At 65.8% G+C, this 16,695-nt stretch carries 19 protein-coding genes; 7 read left to right on the top strand and 12 right to left on the bottom strand.

Features of this window, described 5'->3' with window-relative positions; all coding sequences use genetic code 11:
* The first annotated feature begins 208 nt into the window (after window positions 1-208).
* The 4 genes from ATO9_RS15060 (at window position 209) to ATO9_RS15045 (ending at window position 4,345) form a co-directional block, all read left to right on the top strand.
* Window positions 209-682, top strand: coding sequence for a MarR family winged helix-turn-helix transcriptional regulator (locus tag ATO9_RS15060; protein ID WP_043750863.1), 474 nt, complete (start codon window positions 209-211; stop codon window positions 680-682).
* Complete coding sequence (locus tag ATO9_RS15055; RefSeq protein WP_043750859.1) at window positions 679-1,479, top strand: enoyl-CoA hydratase family protein; 801 nt, start codon at window positions 679-681, stop codon at window positions 1,477-1,479. The genes ATO9_RS15060 and ATO9_RS15055 overlap by 4 nt, the downstream gene beginning before the upstream one ends.
* The gene (locus ATO9_RS15050) at window positions 1,479-2,636 is read left to right on the top strand and encodes an acyl-CoA dehydrogenase family protein (RefSeq protein ID WP_043750856.1); all 1,158 of its coding nucleotides are present in this window, start codon (window positions 1,479-1,481) and stop codon (window positions 2,634-2,636) included. The genes ATO9_RS15055 and ATO9_RS15050 overlap by 1 nt, the downstream gene beginning before the upstream one ends.
* Window positions 2,637-2,704: 68 nt before the next feature.
* On the top strand, window positions 2,705-4,345 hold the full coding sequence (locus tag ATO9_RS15045; RefSeq protein ID WP_043750853.1) for an AMP-binding protein: 1,641 nt from the start codon (window positions 2,705-2,707) through the stop codon (window positions 4,343-4,345).
* 163 nt (window positions 4,346-4,508) lie between these two features.
* On the opposite strand, the gene ATO9_RS15040 is transcribed toward ATO9_RS15045, so the two are convergent.
* Both ATO9_RS15040 and ATO9_RS15035 read right to left on the bottom strand, forming a co-directional pair.
* A complete protein-coding gene (locus ATO9_RS15040; RefSeq protein ID WP_043750851.1) occupies window positions 4,509-5,399 on the bottom strand; it encodes a cation diffusion facilitator family transporter in 891 nt (296 codons plus the stop codon).
* 135 nt (window positions 5,400-5,534) lie between these two features.
* On the bottom strand, window positions 5,535-6,485 hold the full coding sequence (locus ATO9_RS15035; protein WP_238318782.1) for an AraC family transcriptional regulator: 951 nt from the start codon (window positions 6,483-6,485) through the stop codon (window positions 5,535-5,537).
* A gap of 196 nt (window positions 6,486-6,681) precedes the next feature.
* Between ATO9_RS15035 and ATO9_RS15030 the strand changes: the two genes are divergently transcribed.
* Entirely contained in the window at window positions 6,682-7,122 is a 441-nt protein-coding gene (locus ATO9_RS15030; RefSeq protein WP_043750848.1) for a cupin domain-containing protein, read from the top strand.
* Window positions 7,123-7,133: 11 nt separating this feature from the next.
* Window positions 7,134-8,621 carry a flavin-containing monooxygenase gene (locus tag ATO9_RS15025; protein ID WP_043750845.1) on the top strand — a complete coding sequence of 496 codons (1,488 nt, stop codon included), beginning with the start codon at window positions 7,134-7,136 and terminating at the stop codon, window positions 8,619-8,621.
* 82 nt (window positions 8,622-8,703) lie between these two features.
* On the opposite strand, the gene ATO9_RS15020 is transcribed toward ATO9_RS15025, so the two are convergent.
* The 3 genes from ATO9_RS15020 to ATO9_RS15010 are packed head-to-tail and all read right to left on the bottom strand — an operon-like array spanning window position 8,704 to window position 11,595.
* A complete protein-coding gene (locus ATO9_RS15020; RefSeq protein ID WP_043750842.1) occupies window positions 8,704-10,002 on the bottom strand; it encodes a TRAP transporter large permease in 1,299 nt (432 codons plus the stop codon).
* Between the two features lie 13 nt (window positions 10,003-10,015).
* Window positions 10,016-10,570 carry a TRAP transporter small permease gene (locus tag ATO9_RS15015; RefSeq protein ID WP_156127882.1) on the bottom strand — a complete coding sequence of 185 codons (555 nt, stop codon included), beginning with the start codon at window positions 10,568-10,570 and terminating at the stop codon, window positions 10,016-10,018.
* A complete protein-coding gene (locus tag ATO9_RS15010; RefSeq protein WP_043750839.1) occupies window positions 10,567-11,595 on the bottom strand; it encodes a TRAP transporter substrate-binding protein in 1,029 nt (342 codons plus the stop codon). Before ATO9_RS15010 ends, ATO9_RS15015 begins: the two co-directional genes overlap by 4 nt.
* A gap of 159 nt (window positions 11,596-11,754) precedes the next feature.
* On the opposite strand from ATO9_RS15010, the gene ATO9_RS15005 reads away from it, so the two are divergent.
* Window positions 11,755-12,222, top strand: a complete 468-nt coding sequence (locus tag ATO9_RS15005; protein WP_043751062.1) for a MarR family winged helix-turn-helix transcriptional regulator — start codon at window positions 11,755-11,757, stop codon at window positions 12,220-12,222.
* On the opposite strand, the gene ATO9_RS15000 is transcribed toward ATO9_RS15005, so the two are convergent.
* The 7 genes from ATO9_RS15000 to ATO9_RS14975 all read right to left on the bottom strand — a co-directional run bounded on the left by ATO9_RS15000 (window position 12,223) and on the right by ATO9_RS14975 (window position 16,676).
* Entirely contained in the window at window positions 12,223-12,720 is a 498-nt protein-coding gene (locus ATO9_RS15000) for a flavin reductase family protein (RefSeq protein ID WP_043750836.1), read from the bottom strand.
* A 10-nt stretch (window positions 12,721-12,730) separates the two neighbouring features.
* Entirely contained in the window at window positions 12,731-12,865 is a 135-nt protein-coding gene (locus ATO9_RS24930) for a hypothetical protein (protein WP_272945760.1), read from the bottom strand.
* The gene (locus ATO9_RS14995) at window positions 12,862-13,563 is read right to left on the bottom strand and encodes a ferredoxin reductase (protein WP_052418349.1); all 702 of its coding nucleotides are present in this window, start codon (window positions 13,561-13,563) and stop codon (window positions 12,862-12,864) included. Before ATO9_RS14995 ends, ATO9_RS24930 begins: the two co-directional genes overlap by 4 nt.
* 27 nt (window positions 13,564-13,590) lie before the next feature.
* Window positions 13,591-14,340, bottom strand: coding sequence for an SDR family NAD(P)-dependent oxidoreductase (locus ATO9_RS14990; RefSeq protein WP_043750833.1), 750 nt, complete (start codon window positions 14,338-14,340; stop codon window positions 13,591-13,593).
* A gap of 67 nt (window positions 14,341-14,407) precedes the next feature.
* Window positions 14,408-14,764, bottom strand: coding sequence for a hypothetical protein (locus ATO9_RS14985; protein ID WP_043750829.1), 357 nt, complete (start codon window positions 14,762-14,764; stop codon window positions 14,408-14,410).
* Between the two features lie 110 nt (window positions 14,765-14,874).
* Window positions 14,875-16,035, bottom strand: a complete 1,161-nt coding sequence (locus ATO9_RS14980) for an acyl-CoA dehydrogenase family protein (RefSeq protein ID WP_043750827.1) — start codon at window positions 16,033-16,035, stop codon at window positions 14,875-14,877.
* 287 nt (window positions 16,036-16,322) lie between these two features.
* Window positions 16,323-16,676, bottom strand: a complete 354-nt coding sequence (locus tag ATO9_RS14975; RefSeq protein WP_043750824.1) for an Mth938-like domain-containing protein — start codon at window positions 16,674-16,676, stop codon at window positions 16,323-16,325.
* Window positions 16,677-16,695: the final 19 nt, after the last annotated feature.

Genomic DNA, 16,695 nt, shown 5'->3' with positions numbered 1-16,695 from the left:
CGGGACAATATTCCGCCCCGGATCGCTGTTTCTTGCCCTCATCGTTAGCCGTGAAAAATTATATTTCAAGCTCAAACTTTTTTTGCTTGAAATAAAATTTGGACCTGCCTAGCCTTCGATCAACTCCACCGCAGGACAGGAGACCAGCGTGGCGCAGCCAGGGCCAGATGCCAATAGCCAGATACCGACGCCCGACATGGATGGTTCCATGGATGGCTCCGTCGATGGCGCTGCGGACATGGCCGCGAAACAGCGGCTGCGCATGTGGCTTCGCATGCTGAAAAGCACCCGACGCGTCGAATCCGCCCTGCGCGATCGCCTGCGCCGCGACTTCAGCTCCACCCTGCCCCGGTTCGATGTGCTGGCCGCGCTCGACCGCTTCGAGGACGGGTTGAAGATGAGCGCGCTTTCGGGCGTGCTCCGCGTCTCCAACGGCAATGTCACCGGCATTGTCGACCGGCTGGCCGAAGAAGGCCTGGTCGTGCGCGTCCAGGTGCCCGGCGACCGCCGCGCCTCGCTCGTGCGGCTCACCCAAAAGGGCAAGGAGGTCTTTGCAAAGCAGGCTCTCGCCCACGAAACATGGATCAACGAATTGCTAGAGGACTTCACGCCCGAGGAGGCGCGGATGTTCTCGGACCGCTTTGACGCGGTCACCCACAAGGACGAGGAGGACCCGGCATGAGAGCCGACACCAAGCATTTTCTCTGCAGCATCGAAGACGGCATCGCCACCGTGCGGCTCGACCGTCCGGACCGCAAGAACCCCCTGACCTTCGACAGCTACGCAGAACTGCGCGACTGGTTCCGCGACCTGCATTACGATGACGAGGTCAAGGCGGTGGTCTTTGCCTCCAATGGCGGCAACTTCTCTTCCGGTGGAGACGTGCACGACATCATCGGCCCGCTCACCAAGATGACCATGAAGGAACTGCTGCAGTTCACCCGGATGACCGGCGACCTGGTCAAGTCGATGATCAATTGCGGCAAGCCGATCATCACCGCCGCCGATGGCGTCTGCGTCGGCGCCGGTGCGATCATCGCCATGGCCTCCGACCTGCGGATCGCCACGCCAGAGGCGAAATGCGCCTTCCTCTTCACCCGCGTCGGCCTGGCCGGTTGCGACATGGGCGCCTGCGCCATGCTGCCCCGGATCATCGGCCAGGGCCGTGCGAACGAACTGCTCTATACCGGCCGCGCCATGAACGCGGACGAAGGCGAACGCTGGGGCTTCTGGAACCGTCTCGTCGCCGCCGACGATCTCGAAGCCGAGGCCGTCGCCTGGGCCAAGAAGATCGCCGAAGGCCCGAATTTCGGTCACATGATGACCAAGACCATGCTGCAGCAGGAATGGAACATGTCGCTCGACCAGGCGATCGAGGCCGAGGCCCAGGCCCAGGCGATCTGCATGCAGACCGAGGACTTCACCCGCGCCTACAACGCCTTCGTCGCGAAGGAAAAACCTGTCTTCGAGGGCAACTGATGGCCGATCAAAGCTTTCTCGACTGGCCCTTCCTGACGCCTGCCCACAAGGATCACGCCCTCGGGCTGGATCAATGGGCCGGCGGGCTGGGTCCCATCGACCACCACGACACCGACAATGCCTGCCGTTCGCTGGTCGCCAAAATGGGCGCCGATGGCTGGCTGAAACCGTCGGCCGTGGACCCGGCCGATCCGAAACCTCTCGACGTGCGGACCCTGTGCCTCACCCGGGAAACGCTGGCCCGCCATGACGGACTGGCCGATTTTGCCTTCGCCATGCAGGGGCTTGGGACCGGGGCCATTTCGCTCTTCGGATCGCCCGCGCAACAGGGCGAATGGCTTCCCCAGACCCGCTCGGGTCAGGCGATTTCCGCGTTCGCACTCACGGAACCCCAGTCTGGGTCGGATGTCGCCAATTCCACCATGACCGCCCGCGATGACGGCGATGCATGGGTTCTGGATGGGGAAAAAACCTGGATCTCCAATGGCGGAATCGCCGATGTCTACACGCTTTTCGCCCGCACCGGAGGCGAAGGCGCACGTGGACTGTCGGCCTTCATCGTCCCTGCGGATACGCCGGGGTTCGAAATCGCCGAACGCCTCGACACGATCGCGCCGCATCCGCTGGCCACGCTGCGCTTCGACGGCGCGCGCCTGCCGAAATCGGCCCTGATCGGCGAGGTTGGCCAGGGTTTCAAGATCGCGATGTCCGTGCTCGACGTGTTCCGCACCACCGTGGCCGCCGCCGCGCTTGGCTTTGCCCGCCGGGCCCTCGACGAGGCCACGACCCGCGTGATGTCGCGCAAGGTGCAGGGCAAACCGCTGGCCGATCTGCAGATGGTGCAGGCCCATATCGCGGAAATGGCGCTGCGCGTCGATGCCGCCGCCCTGCTCGTCTACCGTGCCGCCTGGACCAAGGACAGCGGCGCACCGCGGGTCAGCCGCGAGGCCGCGATGGCGAAACTCTTTGCCACCGACGAGGCGCAGAAGGTCATCGACAGCGCCGTGCAGCTGCATGGCGGCGACGGGGTGAAATCCGGCGAAACGGTCGAACGGCTCTACCGCGAGATCCGGGCGCTGCGCATCTACGAAGGCGCCTCCGACGTGCAGAAAGTGATCATTGCCCGCCAGACGCTCGACGCAGCGGTGGCGGGATAGTCCAACCGAACAAAAACGACCGGCCTCAAAAACACTGACATGGACCGGCAACAGGGAGTTCGAAAACCATGAGTGCAGCACAGACCCTCAACCTCGGCCCCTCGGCCCATGTCGACACCTACACGCGCGACCACCTGCCGCCCGCGGATCAGTGGCCCGACCTTCTGCTCGACGGGTTCGACTACCCGGATTACCTGAACGTCGGCGTGGAACTCACTGATGCGATGGTGGAAAAGGGCTTTGGTGACCACACCGCGCTGATCGGGAATGGCCGCCGCCGCACCTACAAGGAACTGGCCGACTGGACCAACCGCCTGGCCCACGCCATGGTCGAGGATCTGGGCGTACAGCCCGGCAACCGGGTGCTGATCCGCTCGGCCAACAACCCCGCCATGGTCGCCGTCTGGCTGGCCGCGACCAAGGCCGGCGCGGTCGTCGTCAACACCATGCCCCTGCTGCGCGCGGGCGAGCTGACCGCCATCGTGGACAAGGCGAAGATCCAGTTCGCGCTCTGCGACACGCGCCTGATGGACGAAATGGCCACCTGCGCCAAGACCTCGGAATACCTGGAAAAGGTGGTGGGCTTCGACGGCACCTCGAACCACGATGCCGAGCTTGACCGCCTCGCCCTGGAGAAACCCGTGACCTTCGAGGCGGTGAAGACCGGCCGCGACGACGTGGCCCTGCTGGGCTTCACCTCCGGCACGACCGGCGCACCCAAGGCGACGATGCATTTCCACCGCGATATCCTGATTATCGCCGACGGCTACGCCAAGGAAGTGCTGGGCGTCACGCCCGAGGATGTCTTCGTCGGCTCCCCGCCCCTGGCCTTCACCTTTGGGCTGGGTGGCCTCGCTGTCTTCCCGCTCCGCTTCGGCGCGGCGGCGACGCTGCTGGAAAATGCCAGCCCGCCCAATATGATCGAGATCATCCAGAAATATAAGGCGACCGTCAGCTTCACCGCCCCGACCGCCTACCGCGCCATGCTGCGCGCGATGGAGGAAGGCGCGGACCTGTCGACCCTGCGTGCCGCCGTTTCGGCCGGGGAGACCCTGCCCGCGCCGGTCTACGAGGAATGGATCGAAAAGACCGGCAAGCCCATGCTCGACGGCATCGGCGCGACCGAGATGCTGCACATCTTCATCACCAACCGCTTCGACGACCACAAGCCCGCCTGCACCGGCAAGCCCGTGAACGGCTACGAGGCGAAGGTGATCGACGAGGACGGCAAAGAGGTCGAACGCGGCACTGTCGGCCGCCTTGCCGTGCGCGGCCCGATCGGCTGCCGCTACATGGCCGATGACCGCCAGTTGAAATACGTGCTGGACGGCTGGAACATCACCGGCGACGCCTTCTGGATGGACGAGGACGGCTACCTGCATTTCGCCGCCCGCAACGACGACATGATCGTGTCCTCGGGCTACAACATCGCCGGCCCGGAGGTCGAGGCCGCCCTGCTCTCGCACCCTGCCGTGGCAGAATGCGCCGTGGTCGGACAGCCCGACGAGGATCGCGGCTCCATCGTGGAGGCCCATGTCGTCCTGGCCCCCGACCACATCCCCGGCGAAAAGACAGTCAAGGCGTTGCAGGAGCACGTGAAGGCCACGATCGCCCCCTACAAATACCCCCGCTCGGTCAAGTTCGTGGAGGCGCTGCCCAAGACGGAATCGGGCAAAATCCAGCGCTTCCGACTGAAGAATGACGGCTGACCGCTTGGGCTAAGGCCCGGTTCAAAACTCAAAGGCGCCATCCCAAAGGAATGGCGCTTTTTTGTGCCCGCTCGAACGACGGAACAAGGGAAGCGCCGCAGGGCGGGAGATTTGAACAAGGTCGGGACAGCGCCCTGCCATGGGCCTTACCGCGCCGCGGGGATCAATCCAGCACGACGATCCCGGAATGCTTGGACTTGTGTTCCGGCTCCACGTGGATCGTCACGCGGCATTCCGGCACGGCCCGCCCGATCGCGGCCTCAACGTGGTCGCAGATCTCATGCGCCTCGTAGACGCTCATCTCTGCCGGCACGACCAGGTGGAACTCCACGAAGGTCGCGCTGCCCGCAAGCCGCGTGCGCAGGTCATGCGCCTCGACCGCGCCTCCGGCCTCGGATGCGATGATCTCGCGGATGCGGGCCAGGGTCTCTTCCGGCACGGCCTCGTCCATCAGCCCGCTCAGCGATTGCGACACGACTTTCCAGCCCGACCAGAGGATGTTCACCGCCACCAGCGCCGCCATGATCGGGTCGAGGATCCACCACCCCGTCGCCACCGCCGCAAGCACGCCGACCACCACCCCGACCGAGGTCACGACATCGGTCCACAAATGCTTGCCATCGGCCACCAGCGCGGGGGATTTCAACCGCTGCCCCTGGCGCACCAGCACGAAGGCCCAGACCCCGTTGACCGCCGTGGCCACGCCGTTGATGACTAGCCCGGTCACCGGCGCATCCAGCGCCCGCGGCGCCATCAGCCCGTCAAAGGCCTCGCGCAGGATGAACATCGCCGCGACGATGATCATCACGCCCTCCAGCACGGCGCTGAAATATTCCGCCTTGTGATGCCCGTAGGGGTGGTTCTGGTCGGCCGGACGCGCCGCCACCTGGATCGCCACCAGCGCGGCAAAGGCCGTGGCCAGGTTCACCGTGCTCTCCAGCGCATCCGACAAAAGCGCCACCGATCCGGTCAGCCACCAGGCCAGGGCCTTCAGGCCCAGCACGGCGCACCCGATCAGCAGGCTGCCTATGGCGAGTTTCACGGTGGTCGACATGGCGCGCCCCTTTGATGAGCCCTGCCCTTACCCCTCGGGACACCATCGCTCAACCCCTTGATTCTGCGAATGATAACCACTCGCAACTGGGCCTTCGACGCAACACCGGCCCAATCCCCGAAAGGGTCAAATAGATCAGGAGGTTGCGCTCGGGCTGACGCCGAACCGCTCGCGGTAATCGCGCGAAAACCGGCCGAGATGGGAAAAGCCGACCGAATAGGCAACCTCGGTCACGCTTTCGCGGTTGGTCCGCCGGCTCAGCCGGTACCGGGCCGCATCCAGCCGCAGATCGCGCAGGTAGCGCATGGGCGAACGGTCAAAGGCCGCCTTGAACCCGATCTGGAGCGAGCGGACATTCAAACCCGCCTCCAGCGCGATATCGTCGATGCAGATCGGTTCGGCCATGTTGGCCTGCAGGTAATCCAGCGCCCGCCGCATCTCCCGCGAGAGGGGCGCGCGGGCCTCGCGCCACAGCATGTGGCTGACATTGCTCGGCTGCAGCATCAGCAACTCCGCGGCCAGTTCCCGCTCGGCCCAGGCCTCCTGCAGGCCGGGCCGCCCGGCCCACAGCTCTCCGCGCGTGGCGGCGGTGGCGGCGGACATGACCCGACGCATCAGGCGCAGCCCATCGGGCCGGGTAAGGTCGACCCGCGGATCGAACCGGATCGGGCCGGGCATCTCGCCGCCCAGCAGCCCGGTGGCCACCTGTTCCAGATGATGCCGATCCATCTGCAACAACAGCTTTCGGCACCCTTCGCCCCAGATCATCCGCGTGTCGCGGTCGGGGTTCAGGATCGTCGCGGCGCGGGTCGAGGCATCGACCTCCTCGCCGCGGTGCCAGACACGCGCGGCCCCGGCCACGGGAAATTGCAGCAGGTAGAAATGGCCCAGCTGTCCGGGATCGATCTCGACCTCGGCGCCATAGCTCAGCGCGTTCAGCGACAGGCCCTGCCCGCTCACGTGGTCATGGGACACCGACAGGTCCGTGCCCTGCCGTATATCCAGCCGATGGTCGCAGAAGGCGCGGCCCACGACCTCGCGCGCCTCGGACAGGTCGCGGGTCCGCAGGATCGGGAACCCGGCCAAGAGGCCCGGATCCACCGCTCCCGAATGCAAACCCGCATCTGTCATGCAGAAAGACTGGGCGATCGTCACATTTATTTCAAGCTTCAAGGACCAACCGGCATTTCGGATTCGCAATCTGGATAACGCGCTGCGGCAAGTTCGTGCATTCTGGTGGCGACGGGACAGACAGGTCCCGCATCAACAGGAGAGACCCCTCATGGAACCAGGCATCACCGCATCCGACGGCAGCGTCGAAGGCCAGCAGTGGAACGTCGTCGGCCACACCTACACGCCGAAACTGCACAGCGAAAACGCCATGATCTGGCACGCGATCATCCCCGACGGCACCTTTGTGCCGCCGCATATCCATCCCACGCAGGATGAATGGATCGTCATGCTGACCGGCAATCTCGAGGTCGAGTTTGGCGCCGACGTGCACAAGGCCGGCCCCGGCGACACGATCAAGATGCCCATGGGCGTGGCCCACGGCATCTTCAACCGCTCCGGCGCCGAGGCGACCTGCGTCTTCGGCGTGGCCCCCTCGCGCAAGCTGTTCGACCTGTTCGGCAAGCTCGACGGCGTCACCGATCCCGAAGAACTTGTCCGCATCTCGGCCGAGCACGAGGTCGACTTCCTGCCGCCCCCGGACGCGGAATAAGGAGCCGGATCATGGTCAATCGCAAGAAAGTGGCCGTGATCGGCGGCGGGGTCTCTGGCCTCGCCGCCGCCAAGGCCTTCGACGAAAAGGGCCACCGGGTCTGCGGCTTCGAACGCAGTCACGATTTCGGCGGGGTCTGGGAATTGTCGCGCTCCTACCCGGACGTGCAGACGCAATCGCCCAAGGACCTCTACAGCTATACCGACCTGCCGATGCCGGACGAGTATCCGGAATGGCCCAAGGGCCCGCAGGTCCACGCCTACCTGCATTCCTACGCCGCCAAGCATCGCCTGGCCCGTCTGTTCAAGCTCAACACCGATGTCCTGTCCATGGACCGCCGCGCCGACGGCGCCCCGGGCTGGACGCTGACATTGCGCTCTGGCGCCCATGAATGGACCGAGGATTTCGACTTCGTCGCCATCGCCACGGGCCAGTTCTCCGACAAGAACATCCTCACCCATCCCGGTCAGGACACCTTCGAGGAGGCGGGCGGCCAGGTCATGCATTCTTCGGATTACACCGATCCCACGATCTGCGAGGGCAAGCATGTCCTCGTTCTGGGCGCGTCCAAATCCGGCACCGACATCGCGGTGAACGCGGCCAGGAACGGCGCCAAGTCGGTGCACCTCGTCTACCGCGAAAACGTCTGGCGGGTGCCCTATTTCGTGGGCGGCATCAACTTCAAGCGGCTGCTCTACATGCGGGCGCAGGAAATGCAGTTCAACGGCTGGGGCCGCAACCCGCTGAAACGCGCCGTCGCCGCCATTACCAAGCCGCTGGTCTGGGCCAATTTCCGCGGGCTGGAAACCCTGCTGAAACTGCAACTGGGCCTGAAGAAGCACAACATGGTCCCGACCTCCCCGATCGAGAAGGAGGCGTCGTGCTCCCTTCCCATCGTCACGCCGGGGCTTTTCGAGGCGCTGAACGAGGGAAAGATCACTCCCGTCATCGGCACGATCGAGTCCTACGGCCCGAACGAGGTCACGCTGTCCACCGGCCAGACCCTGCCCTGCAACCTGTCGATCCTCGCGGTCGGCTGGAAACTGGGCGTGCCCTACCTGGCGCAGGAATACCGCGACAAGCTGATCGAGGCGGACGGCCAGTACCGCACCTATCGCCTGTCGGTGAATCCCGACCTGCCGGATATGGGCTTTGTCGGCTTCAACTCGTCCTTCTGCACCGTGCTCTCGGCGGAACTCATCGCCAACTGGCTGGTGCGCTACATGGACGGGCAACTCGCCCGCCAGCCCAGCGAGGCCGAGATGAACCAGAACATCGAACTCATGCTGAACTGGCGGCGCAAGGAACGTCCGGCGGCGCAGGTCTATGGCGGCCTCTGCTCGGCCCCGTTCCACTTCCAGCATTTCGATGAATTGATGCAGGATATGGGCGCAACCCGTTGGAAACGCTCCAATCCCCTGGTCGAGACCTTCAGCTATCCCGATGCGAAGGCCTATGGCGATTTCCTCGCCACCACCCCGGAATACCGCGCGGCGTGAGCCTCTGCGCCAGGCGGTGCACCAAACCGGCCGGGCCAGCGCCCGGCCGGTTCTTTTTCGGCCCGCCTATTTTTCGGCCTGCCTACATGCGGCCCGGCAGGAACAGCACCAGCGACGGGATGCCGATCAGCAGCGCGATCCGCACCACGTCCATCGCCACGAAGGGCACCAGCCCGCGAAAGATCGTGCCCAGCTTCACATCCTTGACCACCGCATGCAGCACGAAGGCGTTCATGCCCACGGGCGGGGTGATATAGCTGATCTCGGTCACCACGACGACGAAGATGCCGAACCAGATCAGGTCGAACCCCTGCGCGGCCACGACCGGGTAGAAGATCGGCACCGTCAGCATGATCATAGACAGCCCCTCCAGCATGCAGCCCAGCAGCAGGTAGATCACCAGGATCGTGAGGATCACCGCCAGCGGGTTGTCCCCGAAGACGGTCAGCAGGTCCTGCATGTCGCGGGTCATGCCCGACAGGTTGACGTAATTGGTGAAGGTCAGCGCGCCGAACAGGATGAAGAACATCATCGCCGTCGTCTTGGCCGCGTCGAACAGCGGCCCAAGTGCACCTTTCAGGCTGAACCGGCCCGACAGCATCGACAGCAGCAACGCACCGGCGGCCCCCATCCCTGCGCTTTCCGTCGGCGTGAAGACACCCAGGTAGATGCCGCCCATCACGAAGACGAACAGCACCAACGCACCCAGCGTGCCCTTCAGCGCCCGCAGGCGCTCGGCCAGCGGCAGCTTGGGCTCGGATGGCAGGCTCGCCCCGTCCAGCCGGACGGAAATCGACACCGCGATGGCGTAGCCCAGCACGCCCATCAGCCCCGGCACGATGCCCGCCAGGAACAGCTTGCCGATATCCTGCTGGGTCATGATCCCGTAGAAGACCAGGATGACCGAGGGCGGGATCAGGATGCCCAGCGTGCCACCGGCGGCAATTGACGCCGTGGCCAGGTGATCGGGATAACCGAAGCGCCGCATCGAGGGCAGCGCGATCCGCGTCATCGTCGCCGCGGTCGCCATCGACGACCCGCAAACCGACGAAAAGCCGCCGCAGGCCACCACCGTCGCCAGCGCCAGCCCGCCGCGGCGGTGCCGCAGCCAGGCATGGGCTGCGGAATAGAGGTTTTCGGCGATGCCCGATTGCACCACGAAATTGCCCATCATCAGGAACAGCGGCAGGATCGACAGGGAATAGTTCCGCCCCTGGTCGAAAAAGGTCGTGCCCAGCAGCGACAGCGCCGGGGTCCAGCCGATGATCGACACGGTGCCCAGAACCCCGATCAGGGTCAGGGCAAAGGCGATCGGCAGGCCCACGATCAGCAGCGCGAACAGGCAGACTGCGCCGATGGGCCAGGAGGCAAGGAAATCCATGTCAGGGGTCTTTCTATGTCGTCTGCGGGCGCAGGGCCCGGATCTCGCGCCAGACCTGCCACAGGGTCACCAGCATCGCCGCCGCCGTGCAGAAGGCCGCGAACCACGCGACCGGCGCCACCGGCAGGCGCAGCGAATTGGTCACGCCGCCATATCCCGATATCTGGTCGCCCTGCACCCAGAGCCGCCAGGCCACCATGGCCAGCACACCCGAGGAGACAAGCGCGACAAAGATCCGCCGGAACGGCTGGATCCAGACGGGCATCTTGCTGACGAACAGGTCGACCGAAACGTGGCCGTCATCCATGCTGACCGCCGGCAGGCCGATGAAGACCACTGAGACCAGCAACAGCTCTGTCAGTTCAGTCGCGCCGATCAGCGGGGCGTTGAACCCGTAGCGGCCGATCACGTCGATGACGGTCAGCGCCATCATCACGATCAGGATCACGCCGCAGATCACCGCCAGCGCCATGCGCGGCGCAGATTGCGGACGCGTCCCGCCCGCAGCTTCGGCAGAGGCGGCCTGCGCCGCCCCTGCCCCGTCATCCCGGTTCGGGCTGTCGGTCATTCAGCGGCGCCCGCTTCGATTTCCGACATGAACATCTCCAGCGCGGCGGCCGAATCGACACCTGCCTCGTCGATCTCCGCCAGGGAGGCGTCGATCACCGGGGCCAGTGCCTCTTTCCAGGCCGCGACCTGTTCGTCCGAAGCTGCGGCGACGTTGATCTTGCCGTCCATGGCCTCGAGGCCCGCAGCGTCGACCTTGTCCCACATCTGGCCGGCCATGCGCGACAGCGGTTCACCGGTGACGCTGTCGATGGCGGCTTGCTGTTCGGGCGTCAGGCTGTCCCACTTGCCCTTGTTCATCACGATGAAGAACGAGGTGTTGTAAAGACCGCCAGGCACCGACAGGCCCTCGGACAATTGCGGGATCAGGCCGAAGAACGACACCGATTCATAAGGGAACAGGATCCCGTCCGCGACGCCCTGGCTCAGCAATTCGTAGGCCTTGGAGGACGGGCCTTCCACCGGCACGGCGCCCAGCGTGGTCGCGACCTTCTGCACGATGCCGCCACCGACGCGCATCTTCTTGCCGTCCAGCGCATCGGGGCCGGACAGGTCGCCCTCCTTGACGAAGATCTCGCCGGGGCCGTGGGTGAAGACCGCCAGGACCTTCACGTCGTCATATTCGCCCGCATCCTTCAGCATCGCTTCCCAGGTGCGCCAGTAGGCGACCGACACGACCTCGGCGCTGTCCCCCAGGAAGGGCAGTTCGGCCAGGTTGGTGGTCTTGAAACGGCCCGCGGAATAGCCCTGCACGCCGAAGGTGATGTCGGCCACGCCGTTCACCGCGAAATCGAAATGCGCCGGCGGCGGCCCGAGCGGCGCGGGCAGGATGTTGGCCACGACCTCGCCGTCGGTGGCCTCCGCGATCTGTTCCGTCATCGGCACGATCACGTCCGACACCAGCGGATGCGACGGCGGCAGCCAGTTCGCCACGGTCAAGGTCGTCTGCGACAGGGCCGGGCCCGCGGCCAGCGTCCCGGCCACGGCCAGGGCTGCACTCAGTGGGGCAAAGCGTATCATGGTCATATTGTCATTTCCCTGTTGGTTGGTATTGAAAGGGCGAATAGGGACCCGCCCCCGGATTACGTGATTATTATTGTTTTAGACCTATACCATATCTTACAGGGTCTGGCGCAACTTTGATCGCACCCTGACCGGAAAAATGTGGATCGGAACACGGACGACATGGACCAGCCTGCACAAAACAGCGCCGTAGACGCCCCGGAATTCCGCCGCCGGGACTGGCCGTTCTACTGGATCACCCAGGCCTCGGCCCGATACCACCAGGTGATGGAGCCGCGACTCAAGGCCAAGGGGCTAGATATCCCGCGCTGGCGGGTGCTGATGTCGCTTTACGAGGATGACTGGCTGTCGGTCAGCAGCATTGCCGATGCCTGTATCATCAAGCTCAACACCGCCACCAAGATCATACAGCGCATGGTCGCGGACGGGCTGGTCGTCACCCGCCCCAGCCAGACCGACAAGCGCGCGACCGAAGTGTCGCTGACCGCCGAAGGCATCCGCCAGCGCGGCATCGCCCTGGCCATCGCGGAAGAGGTGCGCGCCACCGCGCTCGCTGACCTCACCCCCGAGGATCACAAGGCGCTCAACACCCTGCTGGAGCGGATCTTCGACCGGATGGGGCAGCTCTGATCACTCTTCCTGCGGCTCCAGGTGGTGGAAGTCGCGGCCGAACCAGATCAGCCCGTCCGCCTGCCGGTCATGCTGGCGGATCGCCAGGACCTCGCAGAAGAACACGGTGTGCGACCCGACGCTGCTCTGTTCGCTGATCCGGCAGTCGAAGGTCACGCTGGCATCGTCCAGCACCGGCGCGCCGGTTTCCAGCACGCTCCAGTGCCCGCCCGCAAAGCGGTCCTCTTCCAACTTGCTGGCAAAGGCCTTGGAGAGATGGCGATGCCGCCCGCCCAGCACGTTGACCGCGACGACCCCGTTCTCGTCGATCACGTCATGGCTGCGCGCCGACCGGTTCACGCAGATCAGCAGGGTCGGCGGCGTATCCGTCACCGCGCAGACGGCCGAGGCCGTCATGCCATGCTTGCCCGCCGGGCCGTCCGTCGTCAGCACCGTGATCGCCGCGCCCAGCCGGGACATCGCCTCGCGGAACGCCTGTTGATCTACACCCTGTGCCATGGCCACTCCTTCAGATGTCCAGTTTCAGCCGGACGATACCGCCCGCAAGCGGCAGAGCCGCGCGGCACCGATTGCCGCCCTCGCCCTGCCCGTAATGATAAGTCCCGAAACGCGCGCGGCCACCGGGAAGGTCACGCAGCTTCATTCGACCACGGCCGAGAAATATTCCTGGTGAATGTTCGCGGCCGCATGGCCCTGTGCCCTGACTGCCGCGATCACCCAATCCATGAAGCCCTCCGGCCCGCAGATGTAAAGATGCGTGCCCGCCTCCGGCGCCGGCAGCATCGACGGGTCAAAGGCGCTGTCGGTGCCGTCATGATGCAGATGCGTGCGCCCGGCAAAGGGCGCCGCTCCCAGCACATCGCCAAAGGCCGCGCGGTCCGGCCCGCGCGTGCAGTAATGCAGCGACCAGTCCGCGCCCTGCCCGGCCAGCTCATAGCCCATCGACAGAAGCGGCGTGATCCCCACGCCTCCACCGATCAGCACCGACCGTCTTGCCCCGCGCACCAGCGCGAAGTGATTGCGCGGCCCGTCGGTGGCCAGCACCGCCCCGCCCTGCGCCGTCTGCACCAGGGTCCGCGATCCGCCGCGCCCCTCGGCCTCGTTCAGGATGCCCAGATGCCAGGCCGACCGGTCGCCCGGATCGCCTGCCAGCGAATAGCTCCGCCAGACCAGGGCGTCGCCCACGGGGATCCGCACGTCGATATGCGCGCCCGCCGTGACCTCGGGCAGGTCGGCCCCGCCCGGCGCCACCAGCACCAGCCGGACGATATCGCCGCGATCGTCGATCCGCGACTGCACGGTCAGGTCCCGCGTGTCGCTGGGGATGATCATGTGTTTCATCGCGCGTCCCTCGCCTGCCCTGCGGCCTTACCGCATGAAAAGGCCACCATTCACGTCCCAGCACGCCCCGGTGACGAAACGCGCCTCGTCTCCCGCCAGCAACACGACCAGCTGCGCCACGAAGGCCGGGTCGCCCAGCTGACCGACAGGGATATTGCCCAGGAAGGCCTCCATCCGGTCCGGCGGCACGATCCCGTGCACCATCGGACTGTCCAGCGGCCCCGGCGCGATGGCATTCACCGTCACGCCATGAGAGGCCAGATCACGGGCGAAGACCTTGGTCAATGTCATGATCGCCCCCTTGGACGCGGCGTAATGCGCGCCGGTGGCCGTGCCACCGTTCTGCCCGGCCAGCGAGGCCAGGTTGACGATCCGTCCATAGCCGCGATCACGGAAATGCCGGCCGAAGACCTGGCTGCCCGCGAAACACCCGCCCGCATTGGTCGCCATGACCGCGTTGAACTCGGCCGGGTCGATCTCGAGCACCGGCTGCGCCACAGTGACGGCGGCATTGTTCACCAGCACCTCGACCGATCCCCAGCGTTCGACCGACCGGTCCAGCACCGCCTGGAACGCGTCGGCCTGGCCGACATCCAGCGCGGCAGCCATCGCGGTGTCGCCCGTCGGGTCGATCTCCTGCGCCAAGGCCTCGGCGCGGGCGCCGTCGATATCGGTCACGACCACGCGGAACCCGGCCGCATGCAGCGCCCTTACGATGTAAGTTCCCAGGCCGGAGCCCGCCCCGGTCACCACCGCTGTCTGCATCGCATCACTCATCTGCACCCTCCGGACCGGGCCGCCCGGTGATGGACGGCCGCTGTTTCAAACACGTGACGAGAGCGGCTCAGAGATCGGGAATCTCGAGCGCCCGGCCCATCCGCGCCTCGACCGTCATGTATTTCCACAACCGGTCATTGCCTTCGCCCACCACGATGGTGCGCAGCAGGTTGCAGGCCGCCTGCACCGCGTCGCGATCCGGGAAATCGGCCAGGATGTACCAGGTGAAGGGGAAACCCTGCGACGCGCCGACCATGGTCTGGTCATCGTCGAAGGTGCCGACGATGGTCACGCCCTCCATCTTGTTGATCTCGGACATGAGCTCCTGCGTGGCTTTCCAGACCGGACCGATCTGGTCGAAGGGCAGGCTGAAGAAGGTGCCGTGGTTGTTGAAGCAGAGAAGCGTGCGGAGGGGCTGGGTCATCGGGGTCTCCTGTTGGTTTTATGTGGGGCTGTCCGGGTCGGTCGGGGTGCGTTGCCCCCCTTGGCCTGCGGCCAATTCCCCCCAGAGTATTTATGGCAAGATGAAAGGGATCAGGGATATCCCGGCGGCGTCTGTTGGTCGAAGAGCCCGGCGCCCGCGGCGGTCCAGGTGCCGGAATTGAGGAAGGCATGCTGCGCGACGCAGGCCGCATCGATCATGCAACGGCCCAGCGGGTGCCCCGCCATCATGCCACCCGATCCGCCCAGCGTGAAGGCCAGACGCGCGGCCTCGGCCCCGTCATGGGCGGCCTTGGTGGCGGCCATTCGCAGGGCGATCTTCGTGTCGCCCGAGACCTCGCCCTGGGTCAGCAGCTCGTCCCAGCCGGCCTCGATCGTGTCGTAGAAGTAATGCCGGGCGCCGGCGAGGATACCCTCGGCGCGGGCCAGGTCGGCCTGCACATAGGGGCGCGCGCCGGGATTGGGCGCGCCGGTGATCGAGGCGCGCTGCGCTGCGTCCGAGCGGATCCAGTCCAGCGCCTCGCGCGCCGTGCCAAGCGCAACGACGGCCAGCACCTGCGCGGCCAGCGCCATGGCCGGGTAGCGGAATTGCGGGTCGTCCATCTGCGGCGCCGATCCGCGGATGAAGGTCCAGTCCTCGCTCACCAGCTTGTCGGTCACGACAACCTCGTGGCTGCCGGTGCCGCGCAACCCGATCGTGTCCCAAGTCTCGTCGATCTCGACCTCCGACCGGGGCAGCACGGCGGAGCGTGGCAGTGGCGTCGCTTCGCCCTCCAGCTTGATGCCGACACCGATGTAATCGGCCCCCATGGAGCCCGAACACCAGGGCCAGCGCCCGTTCACCCGCAGCTTGTCGCCCTCGGGCGTGGCGGCCTGCGGCGGGAACATCGCGCCGGCGAACACCGTGTCGGGATCGGCGTAGATCCTGGCAAAGGTTTCCGGCGGCAGCGCCGAGAGGTAGGTCGAGGATACGCCGAAACTGGCCACCCATCCTGTCGACGCATCGGCCGCGGAGATCGTTTCGATCAGCCGGCAGAACGCGGCGGGGCTGAGCGCATCGCCGCCGAACCGTTCCGGCACGAAGGCGCGGTAGCAGCCGATGGCGCGCAGCCGGTCGACCATGTCGCGCGGCACATGGGCCTTCTGTTCGAACTCCGCGCGGCGGGTGCGGATCTCGTCCAGCACCTCGCTCAGCAGGTCGGCGGTGTCGCCGCCCCGATCGGGCCGCGCCTGGGCCTTGGCTTGCATGTTCATTCCGTCGCCTCCTCGCTCCATCGGGTGGGGGCCGAGGTCTCTGACCTCTTTGGCCCGCGCCCGATCCATCCGGGTCGTGGTCAGGGACAAGTACCAGGTCCGGTATCGGGCCCACCACAATTAACGTGATTATTACCGTAAATTCGAAAACCCCGTTCTGGCAAGCCTTCTGTTGACCCTGGGGCAGAAAAAGCGGCGATCCGGCCGGACCCACGCCCGATATTCCGGCAGGAACGCAAAAAGGCCGCCCCGGATGGGACGGCCAGGCCAGGCGCATCGAACAAGGATCAGACCGGGAAAAGCGCGGCGGCCACCCGCCGCCCCTCGCTCAACAGCACGTTATAGGTCCGGCACGCCGCCGGAGAGGCCATGGGTTCCACGCCGATCCCCGCCTCGTCCAGACGGGCGCGGAAGGCGGGCGGGATATAGCTCATCTCGGCGCCGGTGCCGACGAACAGCACGTCCACCTGGCCCGCAAAGGCCAGCGCGCCTTCCACGTCGTCATAGCCGCCCCAGCTGCGCACCGCATCGGCGGTCACCAGGATCGGCCCCTCAATCGCCTCGCCGGCCACGCGGAAAAAGCCGGGGCCATAGCCGTCGATGGGGCGTGCCTTGCCGTAATCGATCTCATTCAGCTGCATCTCGGGGCTCCTTCCGGGT

Origin of the sequence: Pseudooceanicola atlanticus, from assembly GCF_000768315.1 — a bacterium.
In the GTDB taxonomy this organism is placed as follows: domain Bacteria; phylum Pseudomonadota; class Alphaproteobacteria; order Rhodobacterales; family Rhodobacteraceae; genus Pseudooceanicola; species Pseudooceanicola atlanticus.
This window is presented reverse-complemented; position numbering and strand designations above follow the sequence as displayed.